Below are 25,937 nucleotides of genomic sequence, written 5' to 3' on the forward strand. Positions count from 1 at the left end.
CTGGTGGGTGCACGCTCAGGGGTGTGGATCACTCTCGAGGGCGGTGACGGCTCGGGGAAGACCACCCAGGCCGAGCTGCTGGAGAAGTGGCTGACCGATGCCGGGCACACGGTGCTGCGCACGCGCGAGCCAGGGGGCAGCGAGGTAGGTCAGCTGATCCGCGACATCGTGCTGCACCACCGCGGCGACATCGCGCCGCGCGCCGAGGCACTGCTGTACGCGGCCGACCGTGCGCATCATGTCGCGACGGTCGTGCGGCCGGCGCTCGAGCGCGGCGAGATCGTGCTGCAGGATCGCTACCTGGACTCCTCGGTCGCCTATCAGGGTGCAGGACGAGTGCTCGATCCGACCGAGGTGCGCGACCTGTCGCTGTGGGGGACCGAGGGCGCATTGCCCGACCTGACGCTGCTGCTCGATCTCGACCCTGCGACGGCCAGGACCCGCCTCGACTCGGCCGACAAGCCATTCGACCGGCTGGAATCCGAGAAGTCCGCATTCCACATCCGCGTGCGCGAGGCGTTCCTCGCACTCGCCGCCGAGGAGCCGGAGCGCTTCTTCATCGTCGATGCCGCGCGGGATCCTGAGGGCATCGCCGCAGACATCCGCGCGCGCGTCGCCGCTCTCGTCTGAGCACAGGCCGCGCGACGCGTCCGATGCTCCGGTTAGGCTGAGTCCATGCCATCCGCGCCCACGCTCGCCCCGTTTCCGTGGACGGATGTGTGGGGTCAGGACGACGCGGTCGAGGCGCTGCGCACCGCCGCGTCCGATCCCTCGGCCCTCTCGCATGCGTGGCTGATCACCGGGCCTCCGGGGTCCGGTCGTTCGACTCTCGCCTACGCGTTCGCGGCCGCGCTCATCGCTGACGGCCCCGACGACGAGAACACGATGCGGCAGGTGCTCGCCGGCACGCATCCCGACGTCACGGCGCTGCGCACCGACAAGGTCATCATCACGATCAAAGAGGCGAGGTCGTTGGTCGAGCGCTCGTACTTCGCGCCTTCGGCCGGCCGCTACCGCGTGATCGTCGTGGAAGACGCCGACCGCATGGTCGAGCGCACGTCGAACGTGCTGCTGAAGGCTCTCGAGGAGCCGCCGGAGAACACGGTCTGGATCCTCTGCGCACCGAGCGAGGCCGATCTGCTGCCCACCATCCGCTCGCGCGTGCGGCCGCTGCGGCTGCGCGAACCCGATGTCGACGACGTCACGCGGCTGATCGTGCAGCGCACAGGTGCTGATGAGGTCACCGCAGAGCAGGCGGCGCGGCACTCCCAGCGCCACATCGGCATGGCGCAGCGTCTCGCCACCGACGACGATGCCCGCCGCAGGCGCGACAGCACGCTGCGCTCGGTGCTCGGCGTGCGCGGTGTCGGCAGTGCCGTTGAGGTGGCGGGCCAGATCATCCAAGCGGCGACCGATGATGCGAAGGCGCTGACCGCTGAGCGCGACGCCGCGGAGCGTGCCAGCCTGTTGCGCACCGTCGGCGTCGCCGAGGGGCAGGCGGTTCCGCCTGCGCTGCGCTCGCAGATCTCGGCACTGGAGGACGACCAGAAGAAGCGTGCGACGCGCAGCCTGCGCGACGGTATCGACCGTGTGCTCACCGATCTGCAGTCGATGTTCCGAGACGTCGTGATGCTGCAGTACGGCAGGGGAGACGATCTCATCAACCGGGAACTGCGTGACGATCTCAGCGCGATGGCTCAGGCATGGCCGGTGACACGTACGCTGGTTGTTCTCGATCATCTTGCCGAGACCAGGGAGGCTCTGGAGCGCAATGTCGCTCCGACGCTCGCCCTGGAGAGTTTGCTCGTGACGGTCGCGAGCGGGAGGAAACCGTGAAGACTCGACAGACTTCTCGCGCGCGACGACTGGTAGCGATCACCGCAGGTCTCGCCGCGGCATCCATGATGCTCAGCGGATGCCTGTACTCGATCATCCCTGAGGGGGAAGAGCCCAGGCCGTCCAGGACGAACGCACCCGACACCGAGGGCGTCGCGGCCGAGCTGCTGCCGTTCTACGAGCAGACGCTCGAGTGGACGCAGTGCGACGGGGGAGCGGCAGGCTTCGACTGCGCGTACGTCACGGCGCCGCTGGATTGGGAGAACCCTTCGGGCGAGGGCACGATGGAGCTCTCGGTCGTGCGCCACCAGGCCACGGGCACGCCGATGGGCTCGCTGCTCACCAACCCCGGCGGGCCGGGCGGCAGCGGCGTCGACTTCATCCTCGACAGCCTCGATTACGCCGTCGGCGCCGATCTGATCGAGAACTACGACGTGATCGGCTTCGACCCGCGCGGCGTCGGCGACTCCACCGCCGTGCAGTGCTTCGATGCCGCCGACATGGACAAGTACCTCTACGACATCCCCACCGCCGCGCGCGGCACGGATGAGTGGGAGGCGGAGCTCACCAGGGCCGACCAGGCGTTCGCCGATGCATGCGAGGCGAACAGCGGCGGCATCCTGCCCCACATCACGACCGTGAACTCTGCACGTGACATGGATCTGATCCGCGCGGTGCTCGGCGACAAGCAGTTGAACTTCCTGGGTTACTCCTACGGAACGTTCCTCGGCGCGACGTACGCCGAGCTGTACCCCGAGAAGGCGGGCAGGCTGGTCCTCGACGGGGCGATCGACCCAGCCGTTCCCGGCCTCGAGGTCGGCGCGACCCAGGCCATCGGATTCGAAGCGGCGCTGCGCGCATACATGCAGGACTGCCTCGACTCCGGATCGTGCCCCTTCAACGGCACGGTGGACGAGGCCATGGCAGACCTCGGCGCACTGCTCGCGAGCGTCGATCGCACGCCCCTGAAGAACGATGACGGCCGTATGCTCGGCGCGGACTCGCTGATGACGGGCATCATCGCCGCCCTCTACTCCCAGGACAGCTGGGAGTTCCTGACCCAGGCGCTCGATGAGGCACTGCAGGGCGATCCGTACAGCGCGTTCTACCTCGCCGACTTCTACAACGGCCGGGAGGACGGCGCCTACCTCGACAACTCCACCGAGGCGTTCACGGCGTACAACTGCATGGACTATCCGGTCGAGAACGATCAGGCGGCGGAAGACGCCATGATGGCCGAGATCGAGGCGGGGGCGCCGACGATCGCACCGTACTGGAGCGGCCCCGACACGTGCGAGGTGTGGCCGTATCCGCCCACCGGCACGCGCGGCGAGATCCATGCCGAAGGCGCGGGCCCGATCCTCGTGGTCGGCACGACGAACGATCCGGCCACTCCCTACGAGTGGTCGGTGGCACTCGCAGAGCAGCTCGAAGAGGGCGTGCTCATCACCCGCGTCGGCGAGGGCCACACCGGCTACAACAAGGGCAATACCTGCGTCGACGAGGCGGTCGAGGCCTACTTCCTCGACGACGCCGTGCCCGACGCCGACCTCGAGTGCGGTTGATCCGACCTCGTCACGGTCTCGGTTCGCGATGGCGGCTTCGACAGGGTAATATCGTTGATCGTGCCGCTCTCGCAGCGCACGCCGCCTTAGCTCAGTCGGCAGAGCATTTCACTCGTAATGAAAAGGTCGTCAGTTCGATTCTGACAGGCGGCTCCACAACCCCCGGAGATCGAGAGATCTCCGGGGGTTTCCGCGTTCACGCCGTCCCGGCTCATGCGCCCGTCCGGAGCGTATAATCGTCGGTGACGACTGACGGGCAAAGGCGCCTGTCGAACAGGGTGGACGAGGTCCGCTCGGGTTTCGTCCACCCTTGTTTCACCGTCCCGCACGCCCCGTCAGTCATGAGGATCCGACTGGTTGGAGGTTGAGATGAGTGCGGCGAACGAGCAGCGATTCGAGTTGCGCAGAGTCACAGACGACGAGTGGGTGATTCTGGATCACCGCTACAGGACGAATGATCCGCGTCGCCCGGTCGCGAGCGTCTTCGCGCTGTCCGACACGGAAGTCGAAGTCACCTGGTTGCGGGACCTGCCCATGTCGTCGTCGTATCAGAGTCCATTCGACGTCCTCGAGGATCTTCGACGCCTGTACCGGAAGAACCGGTCGCGGCGGCCCATCCTGATCCCGCACATGCCGCCGCGGGCGACTCCCGCGTCGGCCTGATCCGCCACCGCGACGATTCTCCCTCCCACGCGGACGAGCACGGCGTACCCTCGAATCATGACCAGGGCACTACTCATCGTCGACGTGCAGAACGACTTCACCGAAGGCGGCGCGCTCGCCGTCGCGGGCGGAGACGCGGTGGCATCCGCAGTCTCCTCGTACCTCACGGCGCAGGCCGCCCGTTACGACGTGATCGTGGCATCGCGCGACTGGCACGAAGGCGACAGCGACAACGGCGGGCACTTCGCAGGCGATCCCGACTACGTCGACACCTGGCCGGAGCACTGCGTCGCCGAGACCCCGGGTGCCGACTACGACGAGCTGTTCGTGACGGACGCCGTGACCCACCACGTGTACAAGGGGCAGGGAAAGCCCGCGTACTCGATGTTCGAGGGAACCACGCAGGACGGCTCCTCGGTGGCCGCGGTGCTGAGCGGGCGTGGCGTGCTCTCGGCAGACGTCGTCGGCCTCGCGACGGATCACTGCGTGCGGGCGACGGTTCTCGACGCGATCGCGCACGGCGTGCACGTCCGTGTGCTGACCGATCTCGTCGCAGGCGTCGGCGCCGAATCCAGCGAGGCCGCGCTGGCCGAGATGGCGCACGCCGGCGCCGAGCTGATCGACAGCACCCTGGCCGCCGAGGGTCCACACGCGTGAGTCGCAGCGTCCTGCTGCTGCGGGCAGTGAACGTCGGCGGTCGAAATCCTGTGCCCATGCCGCGGCTGCGTGAGGTGCTGGCATCCGAGACCGACCTGGTCGACGTCGCGACCTACATCGCCAGCGGCAACATCATCTGCGACGAGCCCGCGGACGCCGTGGCCTCCTGCGCGCGCGTGCGCGAGGTGATCGCGGCGGAGTTCGGCGTCGACACGCCCGTGATCGCCCGCACCCATCAAGAGCTCGAGGCATCGCTCGCCGCCCAGCCATTCGACGGCGGGGCCGAGAAGCTCGTGCACGCGATGTTCCTGGAGGGTGAGCCGGCGGGCGAAGGCGTCGTCGCCCTCGAGGAGCGCCTCGTACCGGGCGAGCGGATCGCGCTCGTGGCGAGAGATCTCTGGATCTCGTACAGCGAGCTGGGGGTGCAGGCCACGAAGCTCACGAAGGCGGCGCTCGACAAGGCGCTCGGCGTCGCCGGCACGGCACGCAACCTGCGCACCGTGCGCACGCTCGTCGAGCGCACTGCGTGATCTGCGGTGAGCCGTCGATATCCCTCCACGATCGCCACGGCGGTCGACAACGAACTGGTGATCAAGAAGTCCCGATTCATTGCGCATGCGGAGCCTGTCGCGTCCGCGGACGACGCGGATCGGGTCATCCGAGCGGTGAAGCACGCGGCGTGGGATGCCCGTCACCACTGCTCGGCGCAGGTCACGGGAGCCCTCGGCGATCGGGCGCGCTCTTCGGATGACGGCGAACCGTCAGGCACGGCCGGGGTCCCGATGCTGGAGGTGCTGCTGCGCCGCGAGCTCACCGATGTCGTCGTGGTGGTCACGCGGTACTTCGGCGGTGTCAAGCTCGGCGCCGGCGGCCTGGTTCGCGCGTACTCCTCTGCCGTCTCGGAAGCGCTCGAACTCGCGACCATCGTCGATCGACGGATGCTCTCCGGCGTCGCGGTGACGGTCGAGCATGCGGATGCCGGACGCTACGACAACCTGCTGCGCGAGTGGGTGCGCACGCGGGGTGCGCTCCTGGGCGACCCGGTGTACCGCACGAAGGCGGAGTTCGAGGTGTGGGCGCCTTCGTCGGAGCTGCCGGCGCTGTCGGCCGAACTGGCGGCGGCGTCCGGTGGCGCGGTGCGGCCGGTGCTCACGGGCGCGGAGAAGCTGGTCGGCATCCGGAGGCCTGCGCTGCGCGACTGACTGCCTCAGGCGGCAGATGAGGGGTCCGCTGAGCATCGACTCGTCGAGCGCCGCACACGTCGCAGCGTACATAGAGCACCAGGCCCTCGCTCGTCGGGTGCCGCGATTCGACGATCCAGCCGTGCTCGTGCGCCGCGGGAGCGGCCGGCAGGACAGGGAGGGAAGCGGTGTGCTGGCGGGTCATGGTTCCAGCGTGCTGTAATGCTCTTATGCATCTCAACCCTTACGGCGAGTACGCGGTGCTCCTCGCGGCATCCCTGGCGAATGAGTGGCCCACGCATCGCGAAGGCATCGTCGAGCGCACGCGCGAGGCCGGGATGACGATGGATTTCGCCCACGGGCTGGATGACCACACCGCGTGCCGCGACGTGATCGACGACTGGCTGCGGATCGTCGACAGCGATCGCGACGAGGACCGTGCGGCGATGCTCAACGACCAGATGGCGTCAGCGGCGGCCTATCCGCGGCTGGTGGACCACAACGGCGAGGGATGGCACCTGCACTACCGCGACAGCAACGACGCGCTGCCGTTCGTCCTGCGGGCCGTGATCAGCGTCGGCACCTCCCTGCACCTCGTCACCCGTGGCATGAGCAGGCTGCGCCGTTGCGCGGCCGCACCGTGCACGAATGTCGTGGTCGATGTGACCCGCAACGGACGTCAGCGCTACTGCTCGGTGCGGTGCGCGAACCGCGCCGCGGTCAGGCGCCATCGTTCGCGTACGGCATCCTGAGCGCGGTCACGCCGTCTGGCCGGAGTGCCTTCCCTCGGCGATCTCCTCGATCACCTTGGAGTTGAATGCGGGGAGATCATCAGGGGTGCGGCTCGAGACCAACCCCTGGTCGACGACGACCTCCTCATCGACCCAGGCTGCTCCGGCGTTGCGAAGATCAGTGGCGAGACTGGGGTAACTGGTCAGCGTGCGACCGCTGACCACATCAGCCTCGATGAGGATCCAGGATCCGTGACAGATCACCCCGACCGGTTTGTGCTGCTCGAAGAAGGCGCGTGAGAACGCGATCGAGGGCTTGTCCAGCCGCAGATGATCGGCGTTCACGACGCCGCCCGGAAGCACGAGCGCGTCGAAGTCGTCTGCAGAAGCATCGGCGGAGGAGAGATCCACGGTCTGGACGTGTCCGTTCTTGCCCGTGATCTCCGACCCCTCTGGCGCGATCATCAGGGCGGATGCGCCGCCGCCGGTCACGGCATCCCAGGGGCTGGTGAGTTCGCTGTCCTCGAATCCGTTCGTCGCCAGGAACGCGACGCGCTTGTCGGTGAGCTGGGCCATCATTGACTCCTTTCGCGGTGAGTGGATCGTCCCGGTCAGGACGCTTCGACTCTCCCGTCGAGGGCGGATGCCGTGAAGGGGGTGGCCGATGCGCGCGGCCCGTGCTAGAGCTCCGGATCAATGGCCGTGCCGGCAGCGGCCGAACGCCAGTTGCTCCCCATGCGCGCGTAGGTCACGATCGCGTGGCAGTTGCGGCAGCGCACATCGCACTTGTTGATCTCGTCTTGGACGGTCGACAGCCCGAAGCCGTTGCGCACGAGTTGCATCACGCCGTCGCGCTTGTCGCGGCCCGGCCTGTGATCGAAGTCGAGCACACGGATGTCTGAAGCACCGCAGTCGACACACGGGTGATCGTTCAGGTACCGGGTGATGAATGCGATGCTCATCGACCTCTGAGCCACGGTCCGCTCTCGGATCACGGCTATATGGTGCTCACGATGCTGGCGGTAATACTCCCGCGACGACGCTCGATTGCACTCGCGACAGACCTCCTGAAGGCCGTCCGCTCGTGACGACTTCCGGTTGAAATCGGTCAGGGGTTTGACCTTCTGGCACGTGCCGCACATCTTCATGCTGGCACGTTACTGCCGAGGTCTGACCTCGAATACGGTGGGCCCCATGGGGCTCGAACCCATGACCCGCGGATTAACATACCACTTCGACTTTCGCCGCCGTCCGTCGGACGTTCGTGGTCTGGACTGTCCCTTCACCTTGGCTTTCGCTGTAGGTGCCACCCGTCCAGTCTCTACACCTTCCGGACTCGCATCCGGCTTGGCTCGGGATCGCCAACTGGTTTCCCAGGAAGGGTTCCCCGACTTTGAGTGGTGTCATCCTCGAGGTTTCCCTCGAGGCGCTCCTATTATGTTGAAGTCCGATGCTCTGCCAACTGAGCTAGAGGCCCGTGCTTCCATTCTAGCGGGCGTCGGGGCCGGTTCGAATCGGACGGCGGCACTCGACCTGCCTGAGTCCTGGACGACAGAACGCGGCCCCCCGCGACACAGCTTCGCCGGCGACCGCGTCGCCCCCGTTCCGGCCTCCCCAGGCGCGGAATCCTTCCTTACGCAGCCGGCGGCATCAGCACCGTGTCGATCAGGTACACGGTCGCGTTCGCGGTCTGGACTCCACCGCAGATCACGTTCGCGTCGTTGACCATCCACTCGTCACCGCTGCCGGTGACCTCGAGGTCGGCTCCCTGGACCGTGGTGTGCATTCCTGCGATGTCCTCGGGAGAGATCTGGCCGGGGACCACGTGGTACGTGAGGATCGACGACAGGGTGGCCGAATCGGTCTTCAGCGCCTCGATCGTGGCGGGGTCGATCTTCGCGAACGCCTCGTCGACCGGTGCGAACACCGTGAACTCGTCACCGTTGAGAGTGTCGACCAGGTCGACATCGGGGTTGAGCTGTCCGCTGACTGCGGCGACCAGCGTCTTCAGCAGCGGGTTGTTCGATGCGGCGACTGCCACAGGATCCTGCGACATACCCTCGATCGAGCCGCCACCGTCCGGCACTGCCTCGGCGTACGCCTCGCAGCCGGGACCGACGAGGTTCGCTGCGGGGTCCATCGTCTCAGGCGCCTCTTCCGACGTCTCAGGTGCGGTGGGCTCCGTCGGCTCTTCGGCCGTGTCCGAGCTCATCGAACAACCCGACAGCACGAGAACGCTGACGAAGCCGAGGGAAAGAGCTGCGGTGATCTTCTTCTTGGTGCTGAACATGTCTACCTCCGGGAATCGGAACCGCGGCATTCCCGCGGTGTCGAGGATTCTTCGGAGCCCTTCCAGGATCGGATGGGAGCGGATCGAAGAAACTTTTCATCCGGCGGATGATGCGCCGTCGGGCGAGGGAACAGCACGCGACGCGCGCGATACGGCATGCTTGTGTGGATGGTCATTGACGGCGTGGACATGCCGGAGGACGGTTCGGCGGGAGATCTCGCCGCCGACCTCCTCGTCCGCGTCGCCGCGGGAGATCAACGGGCCTTCGCCGACCTGTACGATCTGCTCTCCTCTCGTGTCTTCGGACTGATCCTCCGTGTGCTCGTCAACCGGTCGCAGAGCGAGGAAGTGCTCCAGGAAGTCTTTCTGGAAGTGTGGCAATCCGCCGGGCGGTTCGCTCCGAACAAGGGTCAAGGCAGGACGTGGGTACTCACGATCGCTCACCGAAGGGCGGTCGATCGGGTACGTGCGTCCCAGTCCAGCGCTGACCGTGATGTGCGGGTCGGGATGCGCGATCTCGGTGTCTCGCATGACAGTGTCGCCGAGCAGGTGGAACTGAGCATCGAGGGAGGCAAGGTCGTCGCAGCCCTCGCAACGCTCCCCGAGCCGCAACGGGAGGCCTTGGTCCTGTCGTACTACGGGGGGTACAGCCAGAGTGAGATCGCGGTGCTGATCGGGGCACCACTGGGAACGATCAAGACGAGGATGCGAGATGGGCTCTCGCGTCTGAGAAGTGAAATGGGGGTGAACGCATGAACGAGAAGGAGTTCGCGGAGTTGGCGGCGGGACACGCCCTTGACGCGCTCTCGGACACCGACGAGCGGCGTTTCACTGATGCCCTCGCCAGCCACCCCGAATGGCGGGCCATAGCGGACTACGACGCCGAGACCGCCCACATGCTCGCGGATGCCTCGCCGGCCGTGCCGCCGCCGCTGGAGATCCGCGCCGGGTTGCTGGCGCAGATCGCCACGATGCCGCAGGGCGATGATGCGGAGGAGCCGCATCCATCCGAAGCATCGATCCTCGACGCCGACGAGCCGTTCCTGCGTCCGCCGCGCCGCTGGGGGCGCACTCTGTTCGGACTCGCGGCGGGCCTCGTACTCCTCGTCGGACTGGGGTTCGGGGTCGCAGCGCTCACATCGCAGCTGGCGACGCCGGCATCCGTCGTCGCCCTGCAGGAGATCCAGTCGGCCGATGACGCGCAGCAGGCGTCTGTGGAGCTGGACACCGGTGCCGTCGCCACCGCGCACTGGTCGGCGTCTGTGGGCAGTGCGGTTCTCGTCGCGGACGGCCTCGAGCCTCTCAGCGATGATCAGACGTACGAACTCTGGTTCGTGCGCGACGACGACGGACCAGTGCCGGCCGGACTCTTCGAGGCGGATGCCGGTGAGGCCACCGCCCTGCTCGACGGAGCCATGCACGAAGGCGACGTGATCGCCGTCACGGTGGAGCCGGCGGGCGGATCGCCCACGGGGCAGCCGACGAGCGATCCGATCATCGCGATCCCGACCGCCTGAGCGCGAGTACCCTGGACGGATGCCCGAGCAGTTCCACCGTCCCGTCCGCCGACCCTCGGCATCCTTCGACAACCTCGTGGGATCCTCGGACTCCGCCGAGGCGACGAGAGTCGCTCATGCCACGGCATCCGCTCTGCTGACCCGCGCCCGCGAGGACGAGAGCGGCGAGAGTGCGGAGCGGATGATCGCGTTCACGGCCGAGCACGGCATCGATGACATCGCGGAGCTGTGGGCCACCGCCCCGGCGGTCTCCCTGCCCGGTGCCCTGTGGCGGCTGTACCTGCTGCAGCTCGCGATCCACAGCGATCCGCAGACATCTGCGCTGCTCTACGAACGCGGTCGCGTCGAACTCGGATCGGTGGATGCGCTCGTCGCCGGTGCGCCGGTGCCGGCGAACCCCGAGGAGATCGTGGTGCTGATCGACACGATCCTCCGAGGAGTGTTCCGCGGCGACTTCTCGGTCGCGCTCGAGCGCGCGGCCGCATTCTGCCGCGTGCAGGTCTCGGGAGCGACGCACACCGCCGACGACTACGAGGCGACCGAGCCGGAGCGCGCCAGCGAACTCACGGCTCGAGCCAGGCGGTTGCACACCTACGCCGGCGATCTGAGCGCCGCGGCCGGACTGTGGCGCAGCGGCGGACTGAACTGACGGCTGTGCGTACGTCGGGAGCGCGTGCGGCGTCCCGACATGGAAAGACCGGGCCGCAAGAACGCCTCTCGGCGGAAGGCCGCTCGCAGCGGCAATATTTGGAGCCCGGGGTTATGCGGCCCGGCCACTCCATTGTAACGTCCGCACGTCGCTGGTATTCCCGGTGGGGTCGTGGTCGTAGAGTCGCTGTATGACCCGGCGCTTCGCTCTGATCATCGATCCCGTCGACGCCTCCGAGGAGCGCGCAGACTACGCCGACACGTTCACCGTCGTGGATGCCGCGGCCCCGGCGCTGAGCGTGGGCGAGCTCAGCACGCAGCGCGGCGACGGCGTGTTCGAGTCGATCGGTGTGATCGACGGGCACGCGCAGGAGGTCATCCCGCATCTGGAGCGCCTGGCGAATTCCGCACGGCTGTGCGACCTGCCGGTGCCTCACCAGGAGCAGTGGCGTCAGGCCGTCGCGGTCGCGGCAGCGGAGTGCCCGGCGGGGGAGGCCGTGATCAAACTCATCCTCAGCCGCGGTGTCGAGCACGGACCCACCCCGACCGCGTGGGTGACTGCAGCACCGGCATCCGATTTCTCCGCCGTCCGCGAGCGGGGTGTCAAGGTCGTCACCCTCGACCGGGGGTACGGCCTCGACACGGCGGAGCGGGCGCCCTGGCTGCTGCTGGGTGCGAAGACGCTCTCGTACGCCGTGAACATGGCTGCGCTGCGCGAGGCGCATCGAAGGGGAGCGGATGATGCGATCTTCCTCTCGAGCGACGGCTTCGTGCTCGAGGCGCCCACGGCATCGCTCATCCTCCGCTTCGGCGACCGGTGCACGACTCCCGCGCCAAGCGGGGGCATCCTGCACGGCACGACGCAGCTGAGCGTGTACGAGCACCTGAGCGGCCGCGGTCTCGACACCGGCTACGACCGCATCCCGGCGGCCGACCTTGCGCGTGCGGATGCCGCGTGGCTGGTCTCCAGCGTCCGTCTCGCCGCGCCCATCGTGGCCGTCGACGGTGTGGAGCTTCCGGTCGACCATGCGCTGACGTCGGAACTGAACCGGTACCTCCTCTCGCCCCGCGACTGATCCGCGCACGGGGCCTGACGACAAGGCGCGCGATCGCGGTCGATGCACGGGGACCAGAGACCGCAGCGCTGCGGATGCAGCCCGCGAAGGCGCGCTCCGTGCACAAGCGGCCGGTTCCGCATCCTGTGCAGAACCACTCATCAATGGGAAAACCCAGACCGACTTGGTGTCGTGCGGTGTGTCGCAGTGCGACACGCCGAGGACACGCCAGCTGGTCTGGGTTTTCCGGAGGGCGGGACGGGACTTACCCGAAGCGGCCTGACACGTAGTCCTCGGTCGCCTGAACGGACGGCGTCGTGAAGATGGTCGCGGTCTCGTCGTACTCGATGAGCTTGCCCGGCTTGCCGGTGCCTGCGATGTTGAAGAACGCGGTCTTGTCCGAGACGCGAGACGCCTGCTGCATGTTGTGCGTGACGATCACGACCGTGTACTGGGTCTTGATCTCGGCGATGAGCTCCTCGATCGCGAAGGTCGAGATCGGGTCGAGGGCGGAGCACGGCTCGTCCATCAGGATCACGTCGGGCGAGACCGCGATCGCACGGGCGATGCACAGACGCTGCTGCTGTCCGCCGGAGAGTCCGGAGCCCGGCTTGTCCAGGCGATCCTTGACCTCGTTCCAGAGGTTCGCGCCGCGCAGCGACTGCTCGACGAGGGCCTCCTGGTCGCTCTTCGCCATGCGCGAGTTGTTGAGCTTGACGCCGGCGAGCACGTTCTCCTTGATCGACATCGTGGGGAACGGGTTCGGCCGCTGGAACACCATGCCGACCTGGCGGCGCACGAGAACCGGGTCGACGTTCGCGCCGTAGAGGTTCTTGCCGTCGATCAGCACCTCGCCCTCGACGCGGGCACGCGGGATGACCTCGTGCATGCGGTTGAGGGTGCGCAGGAAGGTCGACTTGCCGCAGCCGGACGGGCCGATGAACGCCGTCACCGTGTTCGGCTTGATGTCGATGCTGACGCCCTCGACGGCGAGGAAGTCGCCGTAGTAGACGTTGAGGTCGTTTACTTCGATGCTCTTGGACATCTGAGAGATCCTTCGGTCGGGAAAGTTCAGTCGGGAGAGTGGAGTCGGCTCAGCGGCCGGATATCTTGGGGGCGAACACCTTGGCGATCAGGCGACCGGCGAGGTTGAGGACCATCACGATCAGGATGAGCGTGAGCGCGGATGCCCATGCACGGTCGATGTACGCGTCCGCGGGAAGACCCGGATACTTGGCCTGCATGTACGAGAACACCGGAAGCGTCGACATCTGTCCGCTGAACATGTTGAGGTTCATGCCCTGCACGATGCCGACGGTGAGCAGGAGCGGCGCCGTCTCACCGATGACGCGGGCGATGGCGAGCATGATGCTCGTCACGATGCCGGCGATGGCCGTCGGCATGACGACCTTGATGATCGTCAGCCACTTCGGAACGCCGAGCGCGTATGCGGCTTCGCGCAGCTCGTTCGGCACGATGCGCAGGAGCTCTTCCGAGCCGCGCACGACGACGGGGATCATGAGCACGGACAGCGCCAGAGATCCCATGATGCCGATGCGTGTGCCGGGGCCCATGATGAGCGCGAACACCGAGTAGATGAACAGACCGGCGACGATCGAGGGGATGCCGGTCATCACGTCGACAAGGAACGTGATGCCGCGTGCCAGCTTCTTGCCCTCGCCGTACTCGACGAGGTAGATCGAGGTCATCAGGCCGATCGGCACGGAGATGATCGTCGCTCCCAGCGTGATGAGCAGCGTGCCCCAGACGGCGTGGATCGCGCCGCCGCCCTCACCGACGATGTTGCGCATCGAGAAGCTGAAGAACTCGCCGTCGAAACGGGCGAGACCGTTGACGACCACGGTGTAGAGCAGCGAGACGAGCGGGAGCAGCGCCACCACGAACGCTGCTGACACGAGAGCAGTCATCAGGCGGTCGGTCGCGTGACGTCGGCTCTCGGCGACCGTGGAGACGACGAAGATGAGCCCCATGTAGAGGACCATCCCGACCACCAGCGTCATGGCGATGTTGAAGTCGGCCGGGTCACCACCGGCATTGGCGAAGGCGAAGACCGTGCCCGCGATCACGAAGCAGACGGCGAGGAGAGCCCACGGAGCCCACTTGGGCAGGTGACCCGCACTCGTCGTGTGGGTGGTGGGTGTGATGGCGATGGCGGTCATGTCAGTTTGCTCCCGAGAACTCGGCACGACGCGACACGATCCAGCGTGCGACGAAGTTGACCGCGAAGGTGACGATGAAGAGGATCAGACCGGCTGCGATGAGCGTGTTGACGCCCGAATCGTGGGCCTCGGGGAACCGCAGCGCGATGATCGCCGGGATCGTCGTGGGGTTCTCCGGGTTGAGCAGGTTGAAGGTGACGATGCCGAGAGGCGAGAGCACGAGCGTGACGGCCATGGTCTCGCCGAGCGCGCGACCGAGACCGAGCATGGCACCCGAGACGATGCCGCTGCGGGCGAAGGGCAGCACGGCCATCCGCACCATCTCCCAGCGGGTCGCACCGAGGGCGAGCGCGGCTTCCTCGTGCAGCTTGGGCGTCTGGAGGAAGATCTCACGGCAGATGGCGGTCATGATCGGCAGGATCATGACCGCGAGCACGAGGGATGCCGTGAGGATCGTCTTGCCGGTGCCGGAAGGGGTGCCGGAGAAGATGGGTATCCAGCCGAGATTCGTGTTGAGCCACTTGTAGAACGGCACGAGCATCGGGGCGAACGTGAGGGCGCCCCAGAGGCCGAAAACGACGGAGGGGACGGCCGCGAGCAGGTCGATGATGTAGCCCAGCAGACCCGCGAGCCTGCGTGGTGCATAGTGCGAGATGAACAGCGCGATGCCGATCGCGATCGGGGCGGCGACGACCAGAGCGATCAGGCTCGACCACAGCGTTCCGAAGACGAACGGCCACACCCAGGTGATGAAGGACTGGCCCTCGAGGATGTGGTTGTCGGACGTGTCCGGGGCGAAGGCCGGGATGGCCTGCACGACCAGGAAGACGGCGACAGCGGCCAGAGTGATGAGGATGATGATGCCGGCACTGAGGGCGGTGCCGGAGAAGATGCGATCTCCAGGGCGAAGCACGGCCTTCGGTGACACGGGCGAACGGGTGCTCTCGGTATCCGTCGTGGTGGTGGTCATCTGCGCGGCTCCACGGGTGTTCGGAGGGATGTTGCTGGGTGTGTTCATGCGTGTGCCCCCACGGCACTGGTTCGATCTGTTGACCAGTGCCGCGGGGGCTTCATCACGGCTCAGCCTAGGACTGAGGGATCGTGTTATTCGGTGACGATCGCATCGATCGCGGCGGTGACCTTCTCGCGGAGGTCGTCGGAGATCGGGGCGCTGCCGGCAGCTTCTGCGGCGACGTCCTGGCCCTCAGGCGATGCGACGTACTCGAAGTACGCCTTGACGAGCGAGGCGACCTCTGCGTCCTCGTACTCGACGCAGCCGATGAGGTACGACACCAGAGCGATCGGGTACGAGCCGGCGGGAGCAGCTGCCGGGTCGACCGCGAAGGCGAGGTCGTGAGCCGAACGGCCCTCTTCGAGCGGCGAAGCGGCGACGAGCGCGGAAGCGGCCTCGGCGGAGTACGGGACGTACTCGCCCTCGACCTCGACGGCGACCTGGCCGAGCTCGGCGGTCTGCGACGCGTCGGCGAAGCCGATGTAGCCGACACCGTTGGTGATCGCGCTCACGACGCCGGAGGTGCCGTCAGCAGCCTCACCCGTCGACAGCGGCCACTCGTCGCTGGCCTCGTTGGCCCACACCTCGGGCGCGACGGCCTCGAGGTAGCTGGTGAAGGTCTCCTGCGTGCCGGACGCGTCGGCGCGGTGCACCGGCACGATCGCCTGGTCGGGAAGCGTGGCGTCGGGGTTCTGGTCGGCGATCGCCGGGTCGTTCCAGTTGGTGATGGTGCCGGCGAAGATGCCCGCGATGGTCGCGCCGTCGAGGTTCAGCGTGTCGACGCCCTCGAGGTTGAACGCGACGGCGACCGGGGAGATGTAGACCGGGATCTCGACGATCTCGTCGGAGGTGCAGGAGCCGAAGCCGCCGGCGGCGATCTCCTCGGCGTTGAACGCGCGGTCGGAACCGATGAAGTTCGACGAGCCGGCGAGGAAGTTCTCGCGGCCGGTGCCGGAGCCCGTGGCGGTGTAGTTCACCGTGGTGTCGGGGTTGGAGGTCTGGAAGGCGGCGACCCATGCCTGCTGGGCTGCTTCCTGCGAGGAGGCGCCGGTTGCCTCGACGGAGCCGGTGAGAGTCGACGTGGACGGCTCTTCGGAGCCCTCAGGAGTTCCGCCTTCGTTCGCGGCACAGCCGGCGAGGACGAGAACTGCTGCGGCGCCGACGGCGCCGATGCGAGCGATTCGGGAGATCTTCACTGTGGATCCTTCGATCGTTGAATGGGTGAGGCCCGGTGCAGGGCACACAGTGACGCTATGTGCGGCGGTTAACGAGACTCTCCCGGCTCGGTAAACAGCAGGTGAACGGCTGGCAACCCCTTGGGGTGGCGCCCTGGCGGCATCAGGGCTTGGGAACGTGCGTCTCGATCGAGATGATGCCCGAACCGGGATTCGTCGCCGACAGATGCGCGACGGAGAACGCCGCGACCTCGAGCGCGGAGGCGCTGCCGAGATAGGAGCCGTGCATGGTGCCTGTCGCGAGGGCGATCTCACTGAGGATGTCGGGCAGCACGGGACCGTGGCTGCAGATGACTGCGGGTTTGCGTGCCCGCACGCGCTTGCCGATCACAGCGCGCACGTCGGAGCGGCCGTCCTCCCACGCGTCCTGACTGATCAGCTCGGTCTCGACCGGTCTGCGGTCCAGGTTCTTCGCGAGAGGTGCCACGGTCTGCACGCAGCGCACGGCATCGCTCGTGATGATCTTGCGCACGCCGAACGCGCGCAGCGGAGCGACGATCGCCTTGGCCTGCCTGCGGCCGCGATCCGTGAGGATGCGCGACGCATCCGACCCGTCCCATTCCCCTCGCGGAACGGCCTTCGCGTGCCGGAGCGCGATGATCGGGAAGGTGTGCAGGACACCGTCATCGACGAGACGCTCGAACTCGTCCAGGATCTCGAGGTCGACCGGATAGCTGAGGCGCCCCCGCGCCTTCTTCGTGCTCACCCATTCCAGCGCCGCGATCTCGTTGTTGGGCACGAACGTGGAGTCGCGGATGGCCTCCTCCGTCGCCTCCGCGGCCCAGTAGTGCACGACCTTCTGCCGTTTGGGACGCATGAAGTACCGGCTCACGCCCACCGGCACACCGAGATGCACCCGGATGCCGGTCTCCTCGTGCACCTCGCGCACCGCCGTCTGAGCGAGCATCTCGCCGGGGTCCACCTTGCCCTTCGGCAGCGTCACGTCGCGGTACTTCGTGCGATGGATCAGCAGGATGCAGAGCTTTCCCTCGACTAGGCGCCACACCACCGCGCCGGCCGCGTACACGGCCTTGTCGGATGTGACCACCTCGCTCGCGTACGCCATCGCGTTCATCGCACCGTGCGGGTGCGCCGGCGCCGTCGGATCTGGCTCATGGTCTTATCCTGCAGGTCGACGAGCGGATTGCCCTCGGCATCCTCGGAGTGGCGCGTCCAGACGCCCTCCTCTCCCAGATGCCAGGAGTTCGTGGTGTCGTCCATGGCGAGGTCGAAGAAGCTCAGCAGTTCCTTGACGTGCGCGGGATCGGTGACGCGCACGAGCGCTTCGACGCGACGGTCGAGGTTGCGGTGCATCATGTCGGCGCTGCCGATGTGCACCTGCGGGTCGCCGTCGTTCTCGAACGCGAAGATCCGGGAATGCTCGAGGTAGCGCCCGAGGATGCTGCGCACGGTGATGTTGTCGCTGATCCCGGGGAGGTCGACCTTGATGCTGCAGATGCCGCGCACCCACACGTCGACCTTCACGCCCGCCTGGCTCGCACGGTAGAGCGCGTCGATGATCTCCTCGTCGACCATCGAGTTCACCTTGATGCGGATGTGCGAGGCCTTGCCCGCCTCCGCGTTCTTGCGCTCGTTGTCGATCTGGCGCAGGAGCCCCTTGCGCAGGTGCAGCGGCGCGACGAGAAGGCGTTTGAACTTCTTCTCGATCGCGTACCCGCTGAGCTCGTTGAACAGACGGGTGAGGTCCTTTCCGACCTGCGCGTCCGCGGTGAAGAGGCCGAAGTCCTCGTACACGCGGCTCGTCTTCGGGTTGTAGTTGCCCGTGCCGACGTGCGAGTAGTGCCGCAGCATCCCGTCTTCCTCACGGATGACGAGGGCGAGCTTGCAGTGGGTCTTGAGCCCGACAAGGCCGTACACGACGTGCACGCCGGCCTTCTCGAGCTTGCGCGCCCAGACGATGTTGTTCGCCTCGTCGAAGCGCGCCTTCACCTCGACGAGGGCGAGCACCTGCTTGCCCGCCTCTGCCGCATCGATCAGAGCCTGCACGACGGCGCTGTCGCCCGAGGTGCGGTACAGGGTCTGCTTGATGGCGAGGACGTCGGGGTCGCGCGCCGCCTGCTCGAGGAACGCCTGCACGCTCGTCGCGAACGATTCGTACGGATGGTGCACCAGCACGTCGCCCTTGCGGATGGCGGCGAAGATGTCGGCGCGGCTGTTCGAACCGGTGGGCTGGAACGGCACGGCCGTCGTCGGCAGATGCGGCGGGTAGCGCAGGTCGGGCCGGTTCACCCGCGAGAGCGAGAAGAGGCCGCGCAGATCGAGCGGACTCGGCAGGCGGTAGACCTCCTGGTCGGTGATGTCGAGTTCCTTGATCAGCAGATCGAGGGTCACTTCGTCCATGTCGTCGGCGATCTCGAGACGGATCGGCGGGCCGAAACGGCGACGCAGCAGCTCCGCCTCGAGTGCCTGGATGAGGTTCTCGCTCTCGTCCTCCTCGATCTCGACGTCCTCGTTGCGGGTGAGGCGGAACGCGTGGTGGTCGAGCACCTCCATGCCGGGGAAGAGGTCGCCCAGGTGGTTGGAGATGAGGTCTTCGAGGGGGAGGTAGCGGGTGATCTCGCTGCCGCCCGGCACTTCGACCAGACGCGGCAGCATGGGCGGCACCTTGAGACGGGCGAACTCCTGCCGTCCGGTGCGCGCATTGCGGATGCGGATCGCGAGGTTCAGCGAAAGGCCGGAGATGTACGGGAAGGGATGCGCTGGATCCACCGCGAGGGGCATGAGCACGGGGAAGACGTGCAGCTGGAAGTACTCCGTGAGCGCGGCGCGCTCCGCCTCGGTGAGGCTGTCCCACTCGGTGATCTCGATCCCGGCGTCGGCGAGGGCCGGACGCACCTGCGTGGTCCATGCGGCGGCGTGACGCAGCTGCAGGGCGTGGGCTTCGCGGGAGATGTCGGCGAGCACGTCGGAGGGGGAGCGCCCGACGTTCGTCGGAACGGCGAGGCCGGTGACGATGCGTCGTTTGAGTCCGGCGACGCGCACCATGAAGAACTCGTCGAGATTGCTCGCGAAGATCGCCAGGAAGTTCGCGCGCTCCAGCTCGGGGAGCGTCGGGTCCTCGGCGAGTTCGAGCACTCGCTGGTTGAATGCGAGCCAGCTGACCTCGCGGTCGTGGTAGCGATGGTCTGGCAGCAGGGAGTCCGGGGATTCGATGGCGTCGAAGTCATCGTCTTCGGCATCACCGAGCCCGGCGTCGGCGAGCGCGGAATCGATCATGGAGTACATCTTGGCATCGCGAGATGACACGCGCGTGAACGGGACGGATCCGTGTCACCGCGAAGCTGCGAGCTGATCCTCGTCGTACACGTTGAACCGGTAACCGACGTTGCGCACGGTGCCGATGATCTGCTCCTGATCGCCGAGCTTCGCGCGCAGGCGCCGCACGTGCACGTCGACCGTTCGCGTGCCGCCGAAGTAGTCGTAGCCCCAGACCTCGCTGAGCAGCTGCTCCCTCGTGAACACGCGTGAGGGATGCGTCGCGAGGAAGTGCAGCAGCTGGAACTCCTTGTACGTGAGATCCAGCGCCCTCCCGTGCAGCTTCGCCGAATACGACTGCTCGTCGATCGTGACGCCGGAGGCCTGCACCCTGGCGGGCTCCGCGGCGGCCTCGCCGCGCGCGATCGCGAGACGGATCCTGGCATCGGTCTCGGCGGGACCGGCGTCGGTCAGCAGCACGTCATCGATGCCCCAGTCGCCGGAGACTGCGCTCATCCCGCCCTCGGTCACGACCAGCAGCAGCGGGGCGTCCTGTCCGGTGGTGCGCAGCAGCTTGCACAGCGACTTCGCCGCTGAGAGATCGTGGCGCCCGTCGACGATCACGATGTCGCTCTCGGGTGCGCTGACGAGCTGGGCCGGCTCTGCGGGGATCTGCCGCACGCGGTGGCTCAGCAGTTCCAGGGCGGGCAGTACCTGCTCCGTTGCGGGAGCTGAGGTCAGAACCAGGAGCAGGGCCACGCGCTTTCCTTCCGGGCTGCGGGAACCGTCGCCCTGAACGGCGATCGGGTACGACGCCGTGCGCCCCATGATACCCAGCGCCGCGGATCGTGATGACGCGCATCGCGTCATCCGCCGCCGAATGGGTGACAATGGAGGCATGTCCGATCCTGCTCTCGCGCCGCGCAGCCCCCTCGGCGGCGTCGTCATCGTGTGGGGCGCGGCGCTCATCGCCGCAGTCGCCATCGGGATCTTCGTGCCGATGCAGTGGCGCGTGCAGTGGCTGATCGTCGGGTTCGGCGGTGCCGTGCTGCTCTCGTTCGCATTGCAGCTCTGGTACGGGCAGACGAAGGGTTTCATCTTCCGCACCGCCGCGAGCGTGACAGGCGCGCTCCTGCTGCTGGGAGTGGTCTCCGCCGGGTTCGCGTTGGCGGCTCTGGTTCCGGTCTGACGCTCTCGCCGCGCGCGCATGGCCCAGGGGTAGAGTAGAGGGCATGGATCTCGTCGCACTCGAACTCTTCTTCATCGGTCTGCTGGGCCTTGCGAGTCTCGCGATCGCCTTCGTGGCCGGCACCGTGCTGTGGAACCTGTTCCGCGGTCAGCGCTGAGCTGAGTGTCGATGCTCGAACTTCCCACCGACCTACCGGCAGATCTCGCGCCCCTGAGCTGGCTCATCGGCGTCTGGGAGGGCACCGGGGTCATCGAGTACACCGCCGACGGACACCGCTTCGAGGGCGAGTTCACGCACCGCGTGAGCTTCAGCCACGACGGCACGGGTTACTTGAACTACTCGGCCACCGGGTGGATGGCCAGTGCCGAGGGCGAACCCTCCGTCGCGCTGGTCGCGGAGACCGGATTCTGGAGGCTCGCCCGCCCCGCCACTCCCGCTGATGCGGGCCCGGCACTGCTGCCGCCCGTCGAGAGTGCGGCCGCGCGCACGGTGGACGACGTGGAGCAGTTGCGAGCGGCATCCGGCGGCTTCCCGCTCGAGGTGTCCATCGCGCATTCCGACGGCATGCTCGAGCTCTACCTGGGCGAGATCAACGGTCCTCGCATCGACATCGCGACGGATGCGATCGTGCGCGGCGAGGGCAGCAAGGACTATCGCGCGGCGAGTCGCATGTACGGCCTCGTCGACGGGCACCTGCTGTGGGCATGGGACATCGCCGCTCTCGGCACCGAGCTCGCCTCGCACGCGTCCGCGCGACTGGCGAAGGTCTGATGATGAGCGGGTTCTCCGCGCTGCCCGGTGCGGTCACCGAGGGGGAGGTCGTCCTGCATCTCGGCGACCCCATCCGGGAGCAGCGGCGCCTCATCGCCGGTACGGCGCTGGCGCCCCTCGGCGATCGCACGGTCATCGAGGTCGCTGGCGAAGACCGTCTGAGCTGGCTCGACTCGATCACGTCGCAGTCGGTCGCCGGGCTCGCTGCGGGCGACAGCACCGAACTGCTGATCCTCGACCCTCAGGGGCGCGTCGAACACGCCGCGGGTGTGCTCGAGGACGGCTCATCGGTCTGGTTGATCGCTGATGCCGCTGATGCCGACGCGCTCGCCGCCTGGCTGCAGCGCATGGTGTTCCGCTCGCGCGTCACGGTCACAGTCCGTGCCGAGCTCGCGCTGCTCGGTTTCTTCGCCGGTGGCGAGGCGGAGTCGGTCATGCGCGAACTGGCATCGTCCCCGAACGGCACTCCGCTGATCTGGGCCGACCCGTGGTCGGCGGTCCAGCTCGGAGGGCACCAGTACTCGACGATCCAGCAGCACCCGTCGGCCGACTACGCCTGGCGCGTGGCGATCGTGGATGCGGATGCCGCGGCATCCGTCATCGACCGCATGGAGGGTGCCGGGTTGGATGCCGCCGGGGTCCTGGCGACCGAGGCGCTGCGCGTCGCGGCCTGGCGGCCACGGTGGGCGAGCGAGGTCGACGAACGATCGCTGCCGCACGAGTCGGATTGGATCCGCAGCGCCGTGCACCTCAGCAAGGGGTGCTACCGCGGTCAGGAGACGGTCGCGAAGGTGCACAATCTCGGGCATCCACCGCGCCGGCTGGCGGCGCTGCAGCTGGACGGGAGCGATGATGTGCTCCCTGAGCCCGGCGCCGCGGTGTTCGCCGCCGACGACGAGGTGGGCCATGTCACATCGGTGGCCCGGCATCACGAGGATGGTCCGATCGCCCTGGCGATCCTCTCGCGCCGTGCGCCGATCGGGGACCTGATCGTCAGGGCCGGCGGTATCGACGTCGCCGCCGCGCAGCAGGTGATCGTGCCGGCGGACGCCGGAGCGACAGCCGACATCCCTCGGCTGACAAGGCTCTCCCGACGCCCCGCCGGTCAGGACCCGCGTAACGCCTGACCCGGTGCCACGGCCTCCCAAGGCACGGTCAGCTCTCCGAGTCGCCAGCGTCTGCGGTCGCCGAGGACAGGCCAGCCGCGCTCCTTGAGGCCCTCGACCGCTGCGAGGAAGCGCTGGGTGGCGCCGAACGTCGACAGCGCCGCCGATCTGTCCCACTCGCTGTCGAGGTCGGTGAGCAGAGCATGGATGCGCTCGCCGGGCACATTGCGATGTATCAGTGCCTTGGGCAGCCTTTCGGCGACGATGCCCGGCCGTTCGAGCCCCGCGACCCGGAGCGAGATCGTGAACCGGACCGGGCCGGCAGCCGACACGTCGACCCAGCTCGCGATACGCCCGATCTCGTCGCACGTGCCTTCGACGAGGAATCCGCCCGGTGCGAGACGTGCGGTCATGGACGCCCAGGCGTCGGGCACATCGGTCTCGTCGTACTGGCGCAGCACGTTCATCGCCCTGATCACCGCTGGACGCCTCGATCCGCCCAGCGGCACCTCGAAGCCGCCGCGGGCGAAGGCGACCGGCAGGGTGGGGGAGAACGCCGTGCGTCCGGCCCGCACCTCTTCGAGTTGAGCGCGCGCGGTGGCCACGCGTTCGGCGTCGAGTTCGAAGCCGATCACCTCGGCGTCGGGGCGCACTCTGACGAGTCGTGCCGCCAGCTCGAACGCGGTGACGCCGCTCGCGCCGTAGCCGAGGTCGATGACCAGCGGATCATCCGCAGTGCGCAACACGGTGCTCGCCGCGATCCACCGGTCGTTGCGGCGGAGTCGGTTGGTCCCCGTGGTGCCCCTGGTGGGGCGGCCGAGCGGGGATGACGCCATGCGTCCATTCTCCCAGACCTCATAGACTGGACGCATGACTGCGACGCGCACCCTCATCCTGCTCCGCCACGGCCAGAGCGAGTGGAACGAACTGAATCTCTTCACCGGCTGGGTGGATGTCCGCCTCACCGATCAGGGCAAGGCCGAGGCCCGTCGTGGCGGCGAGCTGCTCGCGGAGTCCGGTCTGCTTCCCGACGTGCTCCACACCTCTCTGCTCAGCCGCGCCATCCAGACGGCGGACATCGCGCTGGATGCCGCCGATCGGCTTTGGATCCCTGTGACCCGTTCGTGGCGCCTCAACGAGCGTCACTACGGCGCGCTGCAGGGCAAGGACAAGGCGCAGACGCTCGAGGAGTTCGGGCCTGAGCAGTTCCAGCTGTGGCGCCGATCGTTCGACGTGCCGCCGCCCCTGCTCGACGATGACAGCGAGTTCAGTCAGGTGAACGATCCTCGCTACGCGGGCATCGACGGCGAGGTTCCTCGCACCGAGTCGCTCAAGATCGTCATCGATCGTCTGCTGCCCTACTGGGAGAGCGCGATCGTTCCCGACCTCGAGGCGGGCAAGACCGTCCTGGTCACCGCGCACGGAAACTCGCTGCGCGGTCTCGTCAAGCACCTCGACGGCATCAGCGACGACGCGATCGCCGAGCTCAACATCCCCACAGGCATCCCGCTGGTGTACGAACTGGATGAGAACAACGTGCCCACCGGGCCCGGACGCTACCTCGATCCGGAGGCCGCTGCCGCGGGCGCTGCCGCTGTCGCCTCGCAGGGCAAGAAGTAACCGCTGCCCACTACGAAGGAACCCCCTGCAGAAGCTCTGCAGGGGGTTCCTTCATCTAGTGCGATGGGCCGGATCAGGCGAGGCTCTTGCCGTCGGGGTTCTGACTCTCGGCCTCCTGAGCCTCGGCTGCTGCGAGCGCGATGTCCTCCTCGTCGACGGCCCAGTCGCCGGTCGCGAGGTAGACGACCTTCTTGGCGATCGCGACGGCGTGGTCGGCGAAGCGCTCGTGGTACCGGCTGGCGAGGGTGGCATCCACCGTGGCGCCCGCCTCACCCTTCCAGTTGTCGCTGAGCACCTTCTCGAAGACCTTGGCGTGCAGCTCGTCGACGTCGTCATCCGAATTGCGGATGTCGTCCGCGAAGCGCAGATCCTGCGTGCGCAGCAGCTCGCTGAGCGTGCGGGCGATCTCGACGTCGAGCTCACCCATGCGGGTGAACGTGCTCTTCAGGCCCTTGGGGATGGCGCGCTCCGGGAAGCGCAGACGGGCCAGCTGGGCGATGTGCTCGGACATGTCGCCCATGCGCTCGAGCGAAGCGCTCACCCGGAGGGCGAAGACGACGATGCGCAGGTCGCGGGCGACCGGCTGCTGGCGGGCGAGGATCTCGATGGCCTGCTCGTCGAGCTTCACGGCGAGTGCGTCGATCTTCGCGTCGTCGGCGATGACCTCCTCCGCGAGTGCGACATCGCCGGTCGCGAAGGCGCGGGTGGCCTTGTCGATGGAGACGTTGACGAGGTCGGCGATCTCCACGAGACGGGACTGCACATCCTCGAGGGACTGATGGAAGAGTTCACGCATGAGCGGCGCAACCTTTCGTTCTGAGCTCGGGCGGTCCGGCCGGCTGATGGCGGGCGCTGCAGTGTGCGCACGCCCTAGGCGATTGTGTTCGTCGAAGGTTAACGAACGGTGCCCAGCACGTGAATACTAGTTCGCCGACGTCCGAGATGGCGCGGAAACTCGCCGGACGCGAGGTGAACGCACTCTACGCTGGTGACATGAACTCGCCGCAGATCGCGCTGCTCGCCCTCGCCATCGGCCTGGTGATCGGTGTGGGATTGGCGCTGCTCGTGTTCTGGGCGTACCGCGCTCGCGCCAGGGTCGCGGAGGAATCCTCGGCGGTGGTCCCGCAGGGCGCGGTGGATGTCCTGGACAGCATGGATGACGCCGCATGCGTCGTGGATCCTTCCGGCCTCGTGCTCGCGATCTCCCACGCCGCGGCGCGCTTCGGCATCGAGGTCGGCGCGACATTGGATATCCCCGAACTGCGCGAACTCGTGCGCAGCGTGCGTTCGAGCGGGGCATCCACGACCGAGACGATGCGCATCACGCGACCGGGGGTCAGCATCGATCCGCGTTTGGTGTCGGCGCGTGCCAGCGCGCTCGGCGCGCGGCTGACGCTGCTCATCGTGCGCGACGTCACCGAGCAGGAGCGACTGGATCAGGTGCGCGGACTTCGTCGCGAACACC

The 25,937-nt window shown here is 67.5% G+C and carries 28 protein-coding genes, 1 tRNA gene and 1 pseudogene; 18 read left to right on the forward strand and 12 right to left on the reverse strand.

Translation table 11 applies throughout. The annotated features are described in order from the left end of the window. Window positions 1-3: 3 nt before the first annotated feature. The 9 genes from tmk to ACNPNP_RS18185 all read left to right on the forward strand — a co-directional run bounded on the left by tmk (window position 4) and on the right by ACNPNP_RS18185 (window position 6,654). Window positions 4-630 carry a dTMP kinase gene (tmk, locus tag ACNPNP_RS18145; RefSeq protein WP_448967448.1) on the forward strand — a complete coding sequence of 209 codons (627 nt, stop codon included), beginning with the start codon at window positions 4-6 and terminating at the stop codon, window positions 628-630. A gap of 45 nt (window positions 631-675) precedes the next feature. Next, window positions 676-1,836: a DNA polymerase III subunit delta' gene (locus ACNPNP_RS18150; protein WP_448967449.1), complete on the forward strand. Its 1,161-nt coding sequence runs from the start codon at window positions 676-678 to the stop codon at window positions 1,834-1,836. Further along, complete coding sequence (locus ACNPNP_RS18155; RefSeq protein WP_448967450.1) at window positions 1,833-3,401, forward strand: alpha/beta hydrolase; 1,569 nt, start codon at window positions 1,833-1,835, stop codon at window positions 3,399-3,401. Before ACNPNP_RS18150 ends, ACNPNP_RS18155 begins: the two co-directional genes overlap by 4 nt. A gap of 80 nt (window positions 3,402-3,481) precedes the next feature. Next, window positions 3,482-3,557: transfer RNA gene (locus tag ACNPNP_RS18160), tRNA-Thr, on the forward strand. Window positions 3,558-3,770: 213 nt separating this feature from the next. Further along, window positions 3,771-4,064: a hypothetical protein gene (locus ACNPNP_RS18165; RefSeq protein ID WP_448967451.1), complete on the forward strand. Its 294-nt coding sequence runs from the start codon at window positions 3,771-3,773 to the stop codon at window positions 4,062-4,064. A 57-nt stretch (window positions 4,065-4,121) separates the two neighbouring features. Further along, window positions 4,122-4,721 carry an isochorismatase family protein gene (locus ACNPNP_RS18170; protein ID WP_448967452.1) on the forward strand — a complete coding sequence of 200 codons (600 nt, stop codon included), beginning with the start codon at window positions 4,122-4,124 and terminating at the stop codon, window positions 4,719-4,721. Continuing rightward, entirely contained in the window at window positions 4,718-5,251 is a 534-nt protein-coding gene (locus ACNPNP_RS18175) for a DUF1697 domain-containing protein (protein WP_448967453.1), read from the forward strand. Before ACNPNP_RS18170 ends, ACNPNP_RS18175 begins: the two co-directional genes overlap by 4 nt. 6 nt (window positions 5,252-5,257) lie before the next feature. Beyond that, window positions 5,258-5,923 carry an IMPACT family protein gene (locus ACNPNP_RS18180; protein ID WP_448967454.1) on the forward strand — a complete coding sequence of 222 codons (666 nt, stop codon included), beginning with the start codon at window positions 5,258-5,260 and terminating at the stop codon, window positions 5,921-5,923. A gap of 209 nt (window positions 5,924-6,132) precedes the next feature. After that, window positions 6,133-6,654 (forward strand): CGNR zinc finger domain-containing protein, encoded by a 522-nt coding sequence (locus tag ACNPNP_RS18185; RefSeq protein WP_448967455.1) that lies wholly within the window; start codon window positions 6,133-6,135, stop codon window positions 6,652-6,654. 6 nt (window positions 6,655-6,660) lie between these two features. On the opposite strand, the gene ACNPNP_RS18190 is transcribed toward ACNPNP_RS18185, so the two are convergent. The 3 genes from ACNPNP_RS18190 to ACNPNP_RS18200 all read right to left on the reverse strand — a co-directional run bounded on the left by ACNPNP_RS18190 (window position 6,661) and on the right by ACNPNP_RS18200 (window position 8,923). Further along, complete coding sequence (locus ACNPNP_RS18190) at window positions 6,661-7,209, reverse strand: type 1 glutamine amidotransferase domain-containing protein (RefSeq protein WP_448967456.1); 549 nt, start codon at window positions 7,207-7,209, stop codon at window positions 6,661-6,663. Between the two features lie 104 nt (window positions 7,210-7,313). Beyond that, entirely contained in the window at window positions 7,314-7,595 is a 282-nt protein-coding gene (locus ACNPNP_RS18195) for a hypothetical protein (protein WP_448967457.1), read from the reverse strand. A gap of 671 nt (window positions 7,596-8,266) precedes the next feature. After that, window positions 8,267-8,923, reverse strand: coding sequence for a fasciclin domain-containing protein (locus ACNPNP_RS18200; RefSeq protein ID WP_448967458.1), 657 nt, complete (start codon window positions 8,921-8,923; stop codon window positions 8,267-8,269). Window positions 8,924-9,079: 156 nt separating this feature from the next. Between ACNPNP_RS18200 and sigK the strand changes: the two genes are divergently transcribed. The 4 genes from sigK to ACNPNP_RS18220 all read left to right on the forward strand — a co-directional run bounded on the left by sigK (window position 9,080) and on the right by ACNPNP_RS18220 (window position 12,164). Then, window positions 9,080-9,679, forward strand: coding sequence for an ECF RNA polymerase sigma factor SigK (gene sigK / locus ACNPNP_RS18205; protein ID WP_448967459.1), 600 nt, complete (start codon window positions 9,080-9,082; stop codon window positions 9,677-9,679). Continuing rightward, entirely contained in the window at window positions 9,676-10,440 is a 765-nt protein-coding gene (locus ACNPNP_RS18210; RefSeq protein WP_448967460.1) for an anti-sigma factor, read from the forward strand. Before sigK ends, ACNPNP_RS18210 begins: the two co-directional genes overlap by 4 nt. Before the next feature lie 19 nt (window positions 10,441-10,459). Further along, window positions 10,460-11,089 carry a DNA-directed RNA polymerase subunit beta gene (locus ACNPNP_RS18215; protein ID WP_448967461.1) on the forward strand — a complete coding sequence of 210 codons (630 nt, stop codon included), beginning with the start codon at window positions 10,460-10,462 and terminating at the stop codon, window positions 11,087-11,089. 190 nt (window positions 11,090-11,279) lie between these two features. After that, complete coding sequence (locus ACNPNP_RS18220; protein WP_448967462.1) at window positions 11,280-12,164, forward strand: aminodeoxychorismate lyase; 885 nt, start codon at window positions 11,280-11,282, stop codon at window positions 12,162-12,164. Window positions 12,165-12,408: 244 nt separating this feature from the next. On the opposite strand, the gene pstB is transcribed toward ACNPNP_RS18220, so the two are convergent. The 7 genes from pstB to ACNPNP_RS18255 form a co-directional block, all read right to left on the reverse strand. Then, complete coding sequence (pstB, locus tag ACNPNP_RS18225; protein WP_448967463.1) at window positions 12,409-13,188, reverse strand: phosphate ABC transporter ATP-binding protein PstB; 780 nt, start codon at window positions 13,186-13,188, stop codon at window positions 12,409-12,411. A 49-nt stretch (window positions 13,189-13,237) separates the two neighbouring features. Beyond that, complete coding sequence (pstA, locus tag ACNPNP_RS18230; RefSeq protein ID WP_448967464.1) at window positions 13,238-14,323, reverse strand: phosphate ABC transporter permease PstA; 1,086 nt, start codon at window positions 14,321-14,323, stop codon at window positions 13,238-13,240. 1 nt (window position 14,324) lies between these two features. After that, entirely contained in the window at window positions 14,325-15,293 is a 969-nt protein-coding gene (gene pstC / locus ACNPNP_RS18235; protein WP_448967791.1) for a phosphate ABC transporter permease subunit PstC, read from the reverse strand. A gap of 134 nt (window positions 15,294-15,427) precedes the next feature. After that, entirely contained in the window at window positions 15,428-16,531 is a 1,104-nt protein-coding gene (gene pstS / locus ACNPNP_RS18240) for a phosphate ABC transporter substrate-binding protein PstS (RefSeq protein WP_448967465.1), read from the reverse strand. Between the two features lie 142 nt (window positions 16,532-16,673). Continuing rightward, window positions 16,674-17,636 (reverse strand): NUDIX hydrolase, encoded by a 963-nt coding sequence (locus ACNPNP_RS18245; RefSeq protein ID WP_448967466.1) that lies wholly within the window; start codon window positions 17,634-17,636, stop codon window positions 16,674-16,676. 5 nt (window positions 17,637-17,641) lie between these two features. Then, complete coding sequence (locus tag ACNPNP_RS18250; protein ID WP_448967467.1) at window positions 17,642-19,807, reverse strand: RNA degradosome polyphosphate kinase; 2,166 nt, start codon at window positions 19,805-19,807, stop codon at window positions 17,642-17,644. 54 nt (window positions 19,808-19,861) lie between these two features. Next, a complete protein-coding gene (locus ACNPNP_RS18255; protein WP_448967468.1) occupies window positions 19,862-20,545 on the reverse strand; it encodes a winged helix-turn-helix transcriptional regulator in 684 nt (227 codons plus the stop codon). A gap of 139 nt (window positions 20,546-20,684) precedes the next feature. On the opposite strand from ACNPNP_RS18255, the gene ACNPNP_RS18260 reads away from it, so the two are divergent. From ACNPNP_RS18260 to ygfZ, 3 genes are all read left to right on the forward strand, one after another. Next, window positions 20,685-20,975, forward strand: coding sequence for a hypothetical protein (locus tag ACNPNP_RS18260; protein ID WP_448967469.1), 291 nt, complete (start codon window positions 20,685-20,687; stop codon window positions 20,973-20,975). 168 nt (window positions 20,976-21,143) lie between these two features. Next, entirely contained in the window at window positions 21,144-21,746 is a 603-nt protein-coding gene (locus ACNPNP_RS18265; RefSeq protein WP_448967470.1) for a nitrobindin family protein, read from the forward strand. Between the two features lie 2 nt (window positions 21,747-21,748). Next, the gene (gene ygfZ, locus ACNPNP_RS18270; RefSeq protein ID WP_448967471.1) at window positions 21,749-22,873 is read left to right on the forward strand and encodes a CAF17-like 4Fe-4S cluster assembly/insertion protein YgfZ; all 1,125 of its coding nucleotides are present in this window, start codon (window positions 21,749-21,751) and stop codon (window positions 22,871-22,873) included. Here ygfZ and ACNPNP_RS18275 read toward each other — a convergent pair. Further along, on the reverse strand, window positions 22,852-23,688 hold the full coding sequence (locus ACNPNP_RS18275; RefSeq protein ID WP_448967472.1) for a class I SAM-dependent methyltransferase: 837 nt from the start codon (window positions 23,686-23,688) through the stop codon (window positions 22,852-22,854). The two genes, ygfZ and ACNPNP_RS18275, sit on opposite strands and share 22 nt — an antisense overlap. A gap of 34 nt (window positions 23,689-23,722) precedes the next feature. Here ACNPNP_RS18275 and ACNPNP_RS18280 point away from each other — a divergent pair, with 34 nt between their 5' ends. After that, window positions 23,723-24,472 (forward strand): phosphoglyceromutase, encoded by a 750-nt coding sequence (locus ACNPNP_RS18280; protein WP_448967473.1) that lies wholly within the window; start codon window positions 23,723-23,725, stop codon window positions 24,470-24,472. Window positions 24,473-24,545: 73 nt separating this feature from the next. Here ACNPNP_RS18280 and phoU read toward each other — a convergent pair whose 3' ends face one another. After that, a complete protein-coding gene (phoU, locus tag ACNPNP_RS18285) occupies window positions 24,546-25,268 on the reverse strand; it encodes a phosphate signaling complex protein PhoU (RefSeq protein ID WP_448967474.1) in 723 nt (240 codons plus the stop codon). A 197-nt stretch (window positions 25,269-25,465) separates the two neighbouring features. On the opposite strand from phoU, the pseudogene ACNPNP_RS18290 reads away from it, so the two are divergent. Beyond that, window positions 25,466-25,937, forward strand: a pseudogene (locus tag ACNPNP_RS18290) (two-component sensor histidine kinase); the annotation flags it as partial.

Source organism: Microbacterium xerophyticum (genome assembly GCF_053543555.1).

What these genes read in the sequence shown, in the direction of transcription:
- ACNPNP_RS18280 (WP_448967473.1), top strand. Translation starts at nt 23,723, where the DNA reads ATGACTGCGACGCGCACCCTCATCCTGCTCCGCCACGGCCAGAGCGAG.
- ACNPNP_RS18165 (WP_448967451.1), top strand. Translation starts at nt 3,771, where the DNA reads ATGAGTGCGGCGAACGAGCAGCGATTCGAGTTGCGCAGAGTCACAGAC.
- ACNPNP_RS18150 (WP_448967449.1), top strand. Translation starts at nt 676, where the DNA reads ATGCCATCCGCGCCCACGCTCGCCCCGTTTCCGTGGACGGATGTGTGG.
- phoU (WP_448967474.1), bottom strand. Translation starts at nt 25,268, where the DNA reads ATGCGTGAACTCTTCCATCAGTCCCTCGAGGATGTGCAGTCCCGTCTC.
- ACNPNP_RS18265 (WP_448967470.1), top strand. Translation starts at nt 21,144, where the DNA reads ATGCTCGAACTTCCCACCGACCTACCGGCAGATCTCGCGCCCCTGAGC.
- pstB (WP_448967463.1), bottom strand. Translation starts at nt 13,188, where the DNA reads ATGTCCAAGAGCATCGAAGTAAACGACCTCAACGTCTACTACGGCGAC.
- ACNPNP_RS18210 (WP_448967460.1), top strand. Translation starts at nt 9,676, where the DNA reads ATGAACGAGAAGGAGTTCGCGGAGTTGGCGGCGGGACACGCCCTTGAC.
- ACNPNP_RS18245 (WP_448967466.1), bottom strand. Translation starts at nt 17,636, where the DNA reads ATGGCGTACGCGAGCGAGGTGGTCACATCCGACAAGGCCGTGTACGCG.
- ACNPNP_RS18260 (WP_448967469.1), top strand. Translation starts at nt 20,685, where the DNA reads ATGTCCGATCCTGCTCTCGCGCCGCGCAGCCCCCTCGGCGGCGTCGTC.
- sigK (WP_448967459.1), top strand. Translation starts at nt 9,080, where the DNA reads ATGCTTGTGTGGATGGTCATTGACGGCGTGGACATGCCGGAGGACGGT.
- ygfZ (WP_448967471.1), top strand. Translation starts at nt 21,749, where the DNA reads ATGAGCGGGTTCTCCGCGCTGCCCGGTGCGGTCACCGAGGGGGAGGTC.
- ACNPNP_RS18195 (WP_448967457.1), bottom strand. Translation starts at nt 7,595, where the DNA reads ATGAGCATCGCATTCATCACCCGGTACCTGAACGATCACCCGTGTGTC.
- ACNPNP_RS18220 (WP_448967462.1), top strand. Translation starts at nt 11,280, where the DNA reads ATGACCCGGCGCTTCGCTCTGATCATCGATCCCGTCGACGCCTCCGAG.
- ACNPNP_RS18200 (WP_448967458.1), bottom strand. Translation starts at nt 8,923, where the DNA reads ATGTTCAGCACCAAGAAGAAGATCACCGCAGCTCTTTCCCTCGGCTTC.
- ACNPNP_RS18250 (WP_448967467.1), bottom strand. Translation starts at nt 19,807, where the DNA reads ATGATCGATTCCGCGCTCGCCGACGCCGGGCTCGGTGATGCCGAAGAC.
- ACNPNP_RS18190 (WP_448967456.1), bottom strand. Translation starts at nt 7,209, where the DNA reads ATGGCCCAGCTCACCGACAAGCGCGTCGCGTTCCTGGCGACGAACGGA.
- pstC (WP_448967791.1), bottom strand. Translation starts at nt 15,293, where the DNA reads ATGACCACCACCACGACGGATACCGAGAGCACCCGTTCGCCCGTGTCA.
- ACNPNP_RS18170 (WP_448967452.1), top strand. Translation starts at nt 4,122, where the DNA reads ATGACCAGGGCACTACTCATCGTCGACGTGCAGAACGACTTCACCGAA.
- ACNPNP_RS18215 (WP_448967461.1), top strand. Translation starts at nt 10,460, where the DNA reads ATGCCCGAGCAGTTCCACCGTCCCGTCCGCCGACCCTCGGCATCCTTC.
- ACNPNP_RS18185 (WP_448967455.1), top strand. Translation starts at nt 6,133, where the DNA reads ATGCATCTCAACCCTTACGGCGAGTACGCGGTGCTCCTCGCGGCATCC.
- ACNPNP_RS18275 (WP_448967472.1), bottom strand. Translation starts at nt 23,688, where the DNA reads ATGGCGTCATCCCCGCTCGGCCGCCCCACCAGGGGCACCACGGGGACC.
- pstA (WP_448967464.1), bottom strand. Translation starts at nt 14,323, where the DNA reads ATGACCGCCATCGCCATCACACCCACCACCCACACGACGAGTGCGGGT.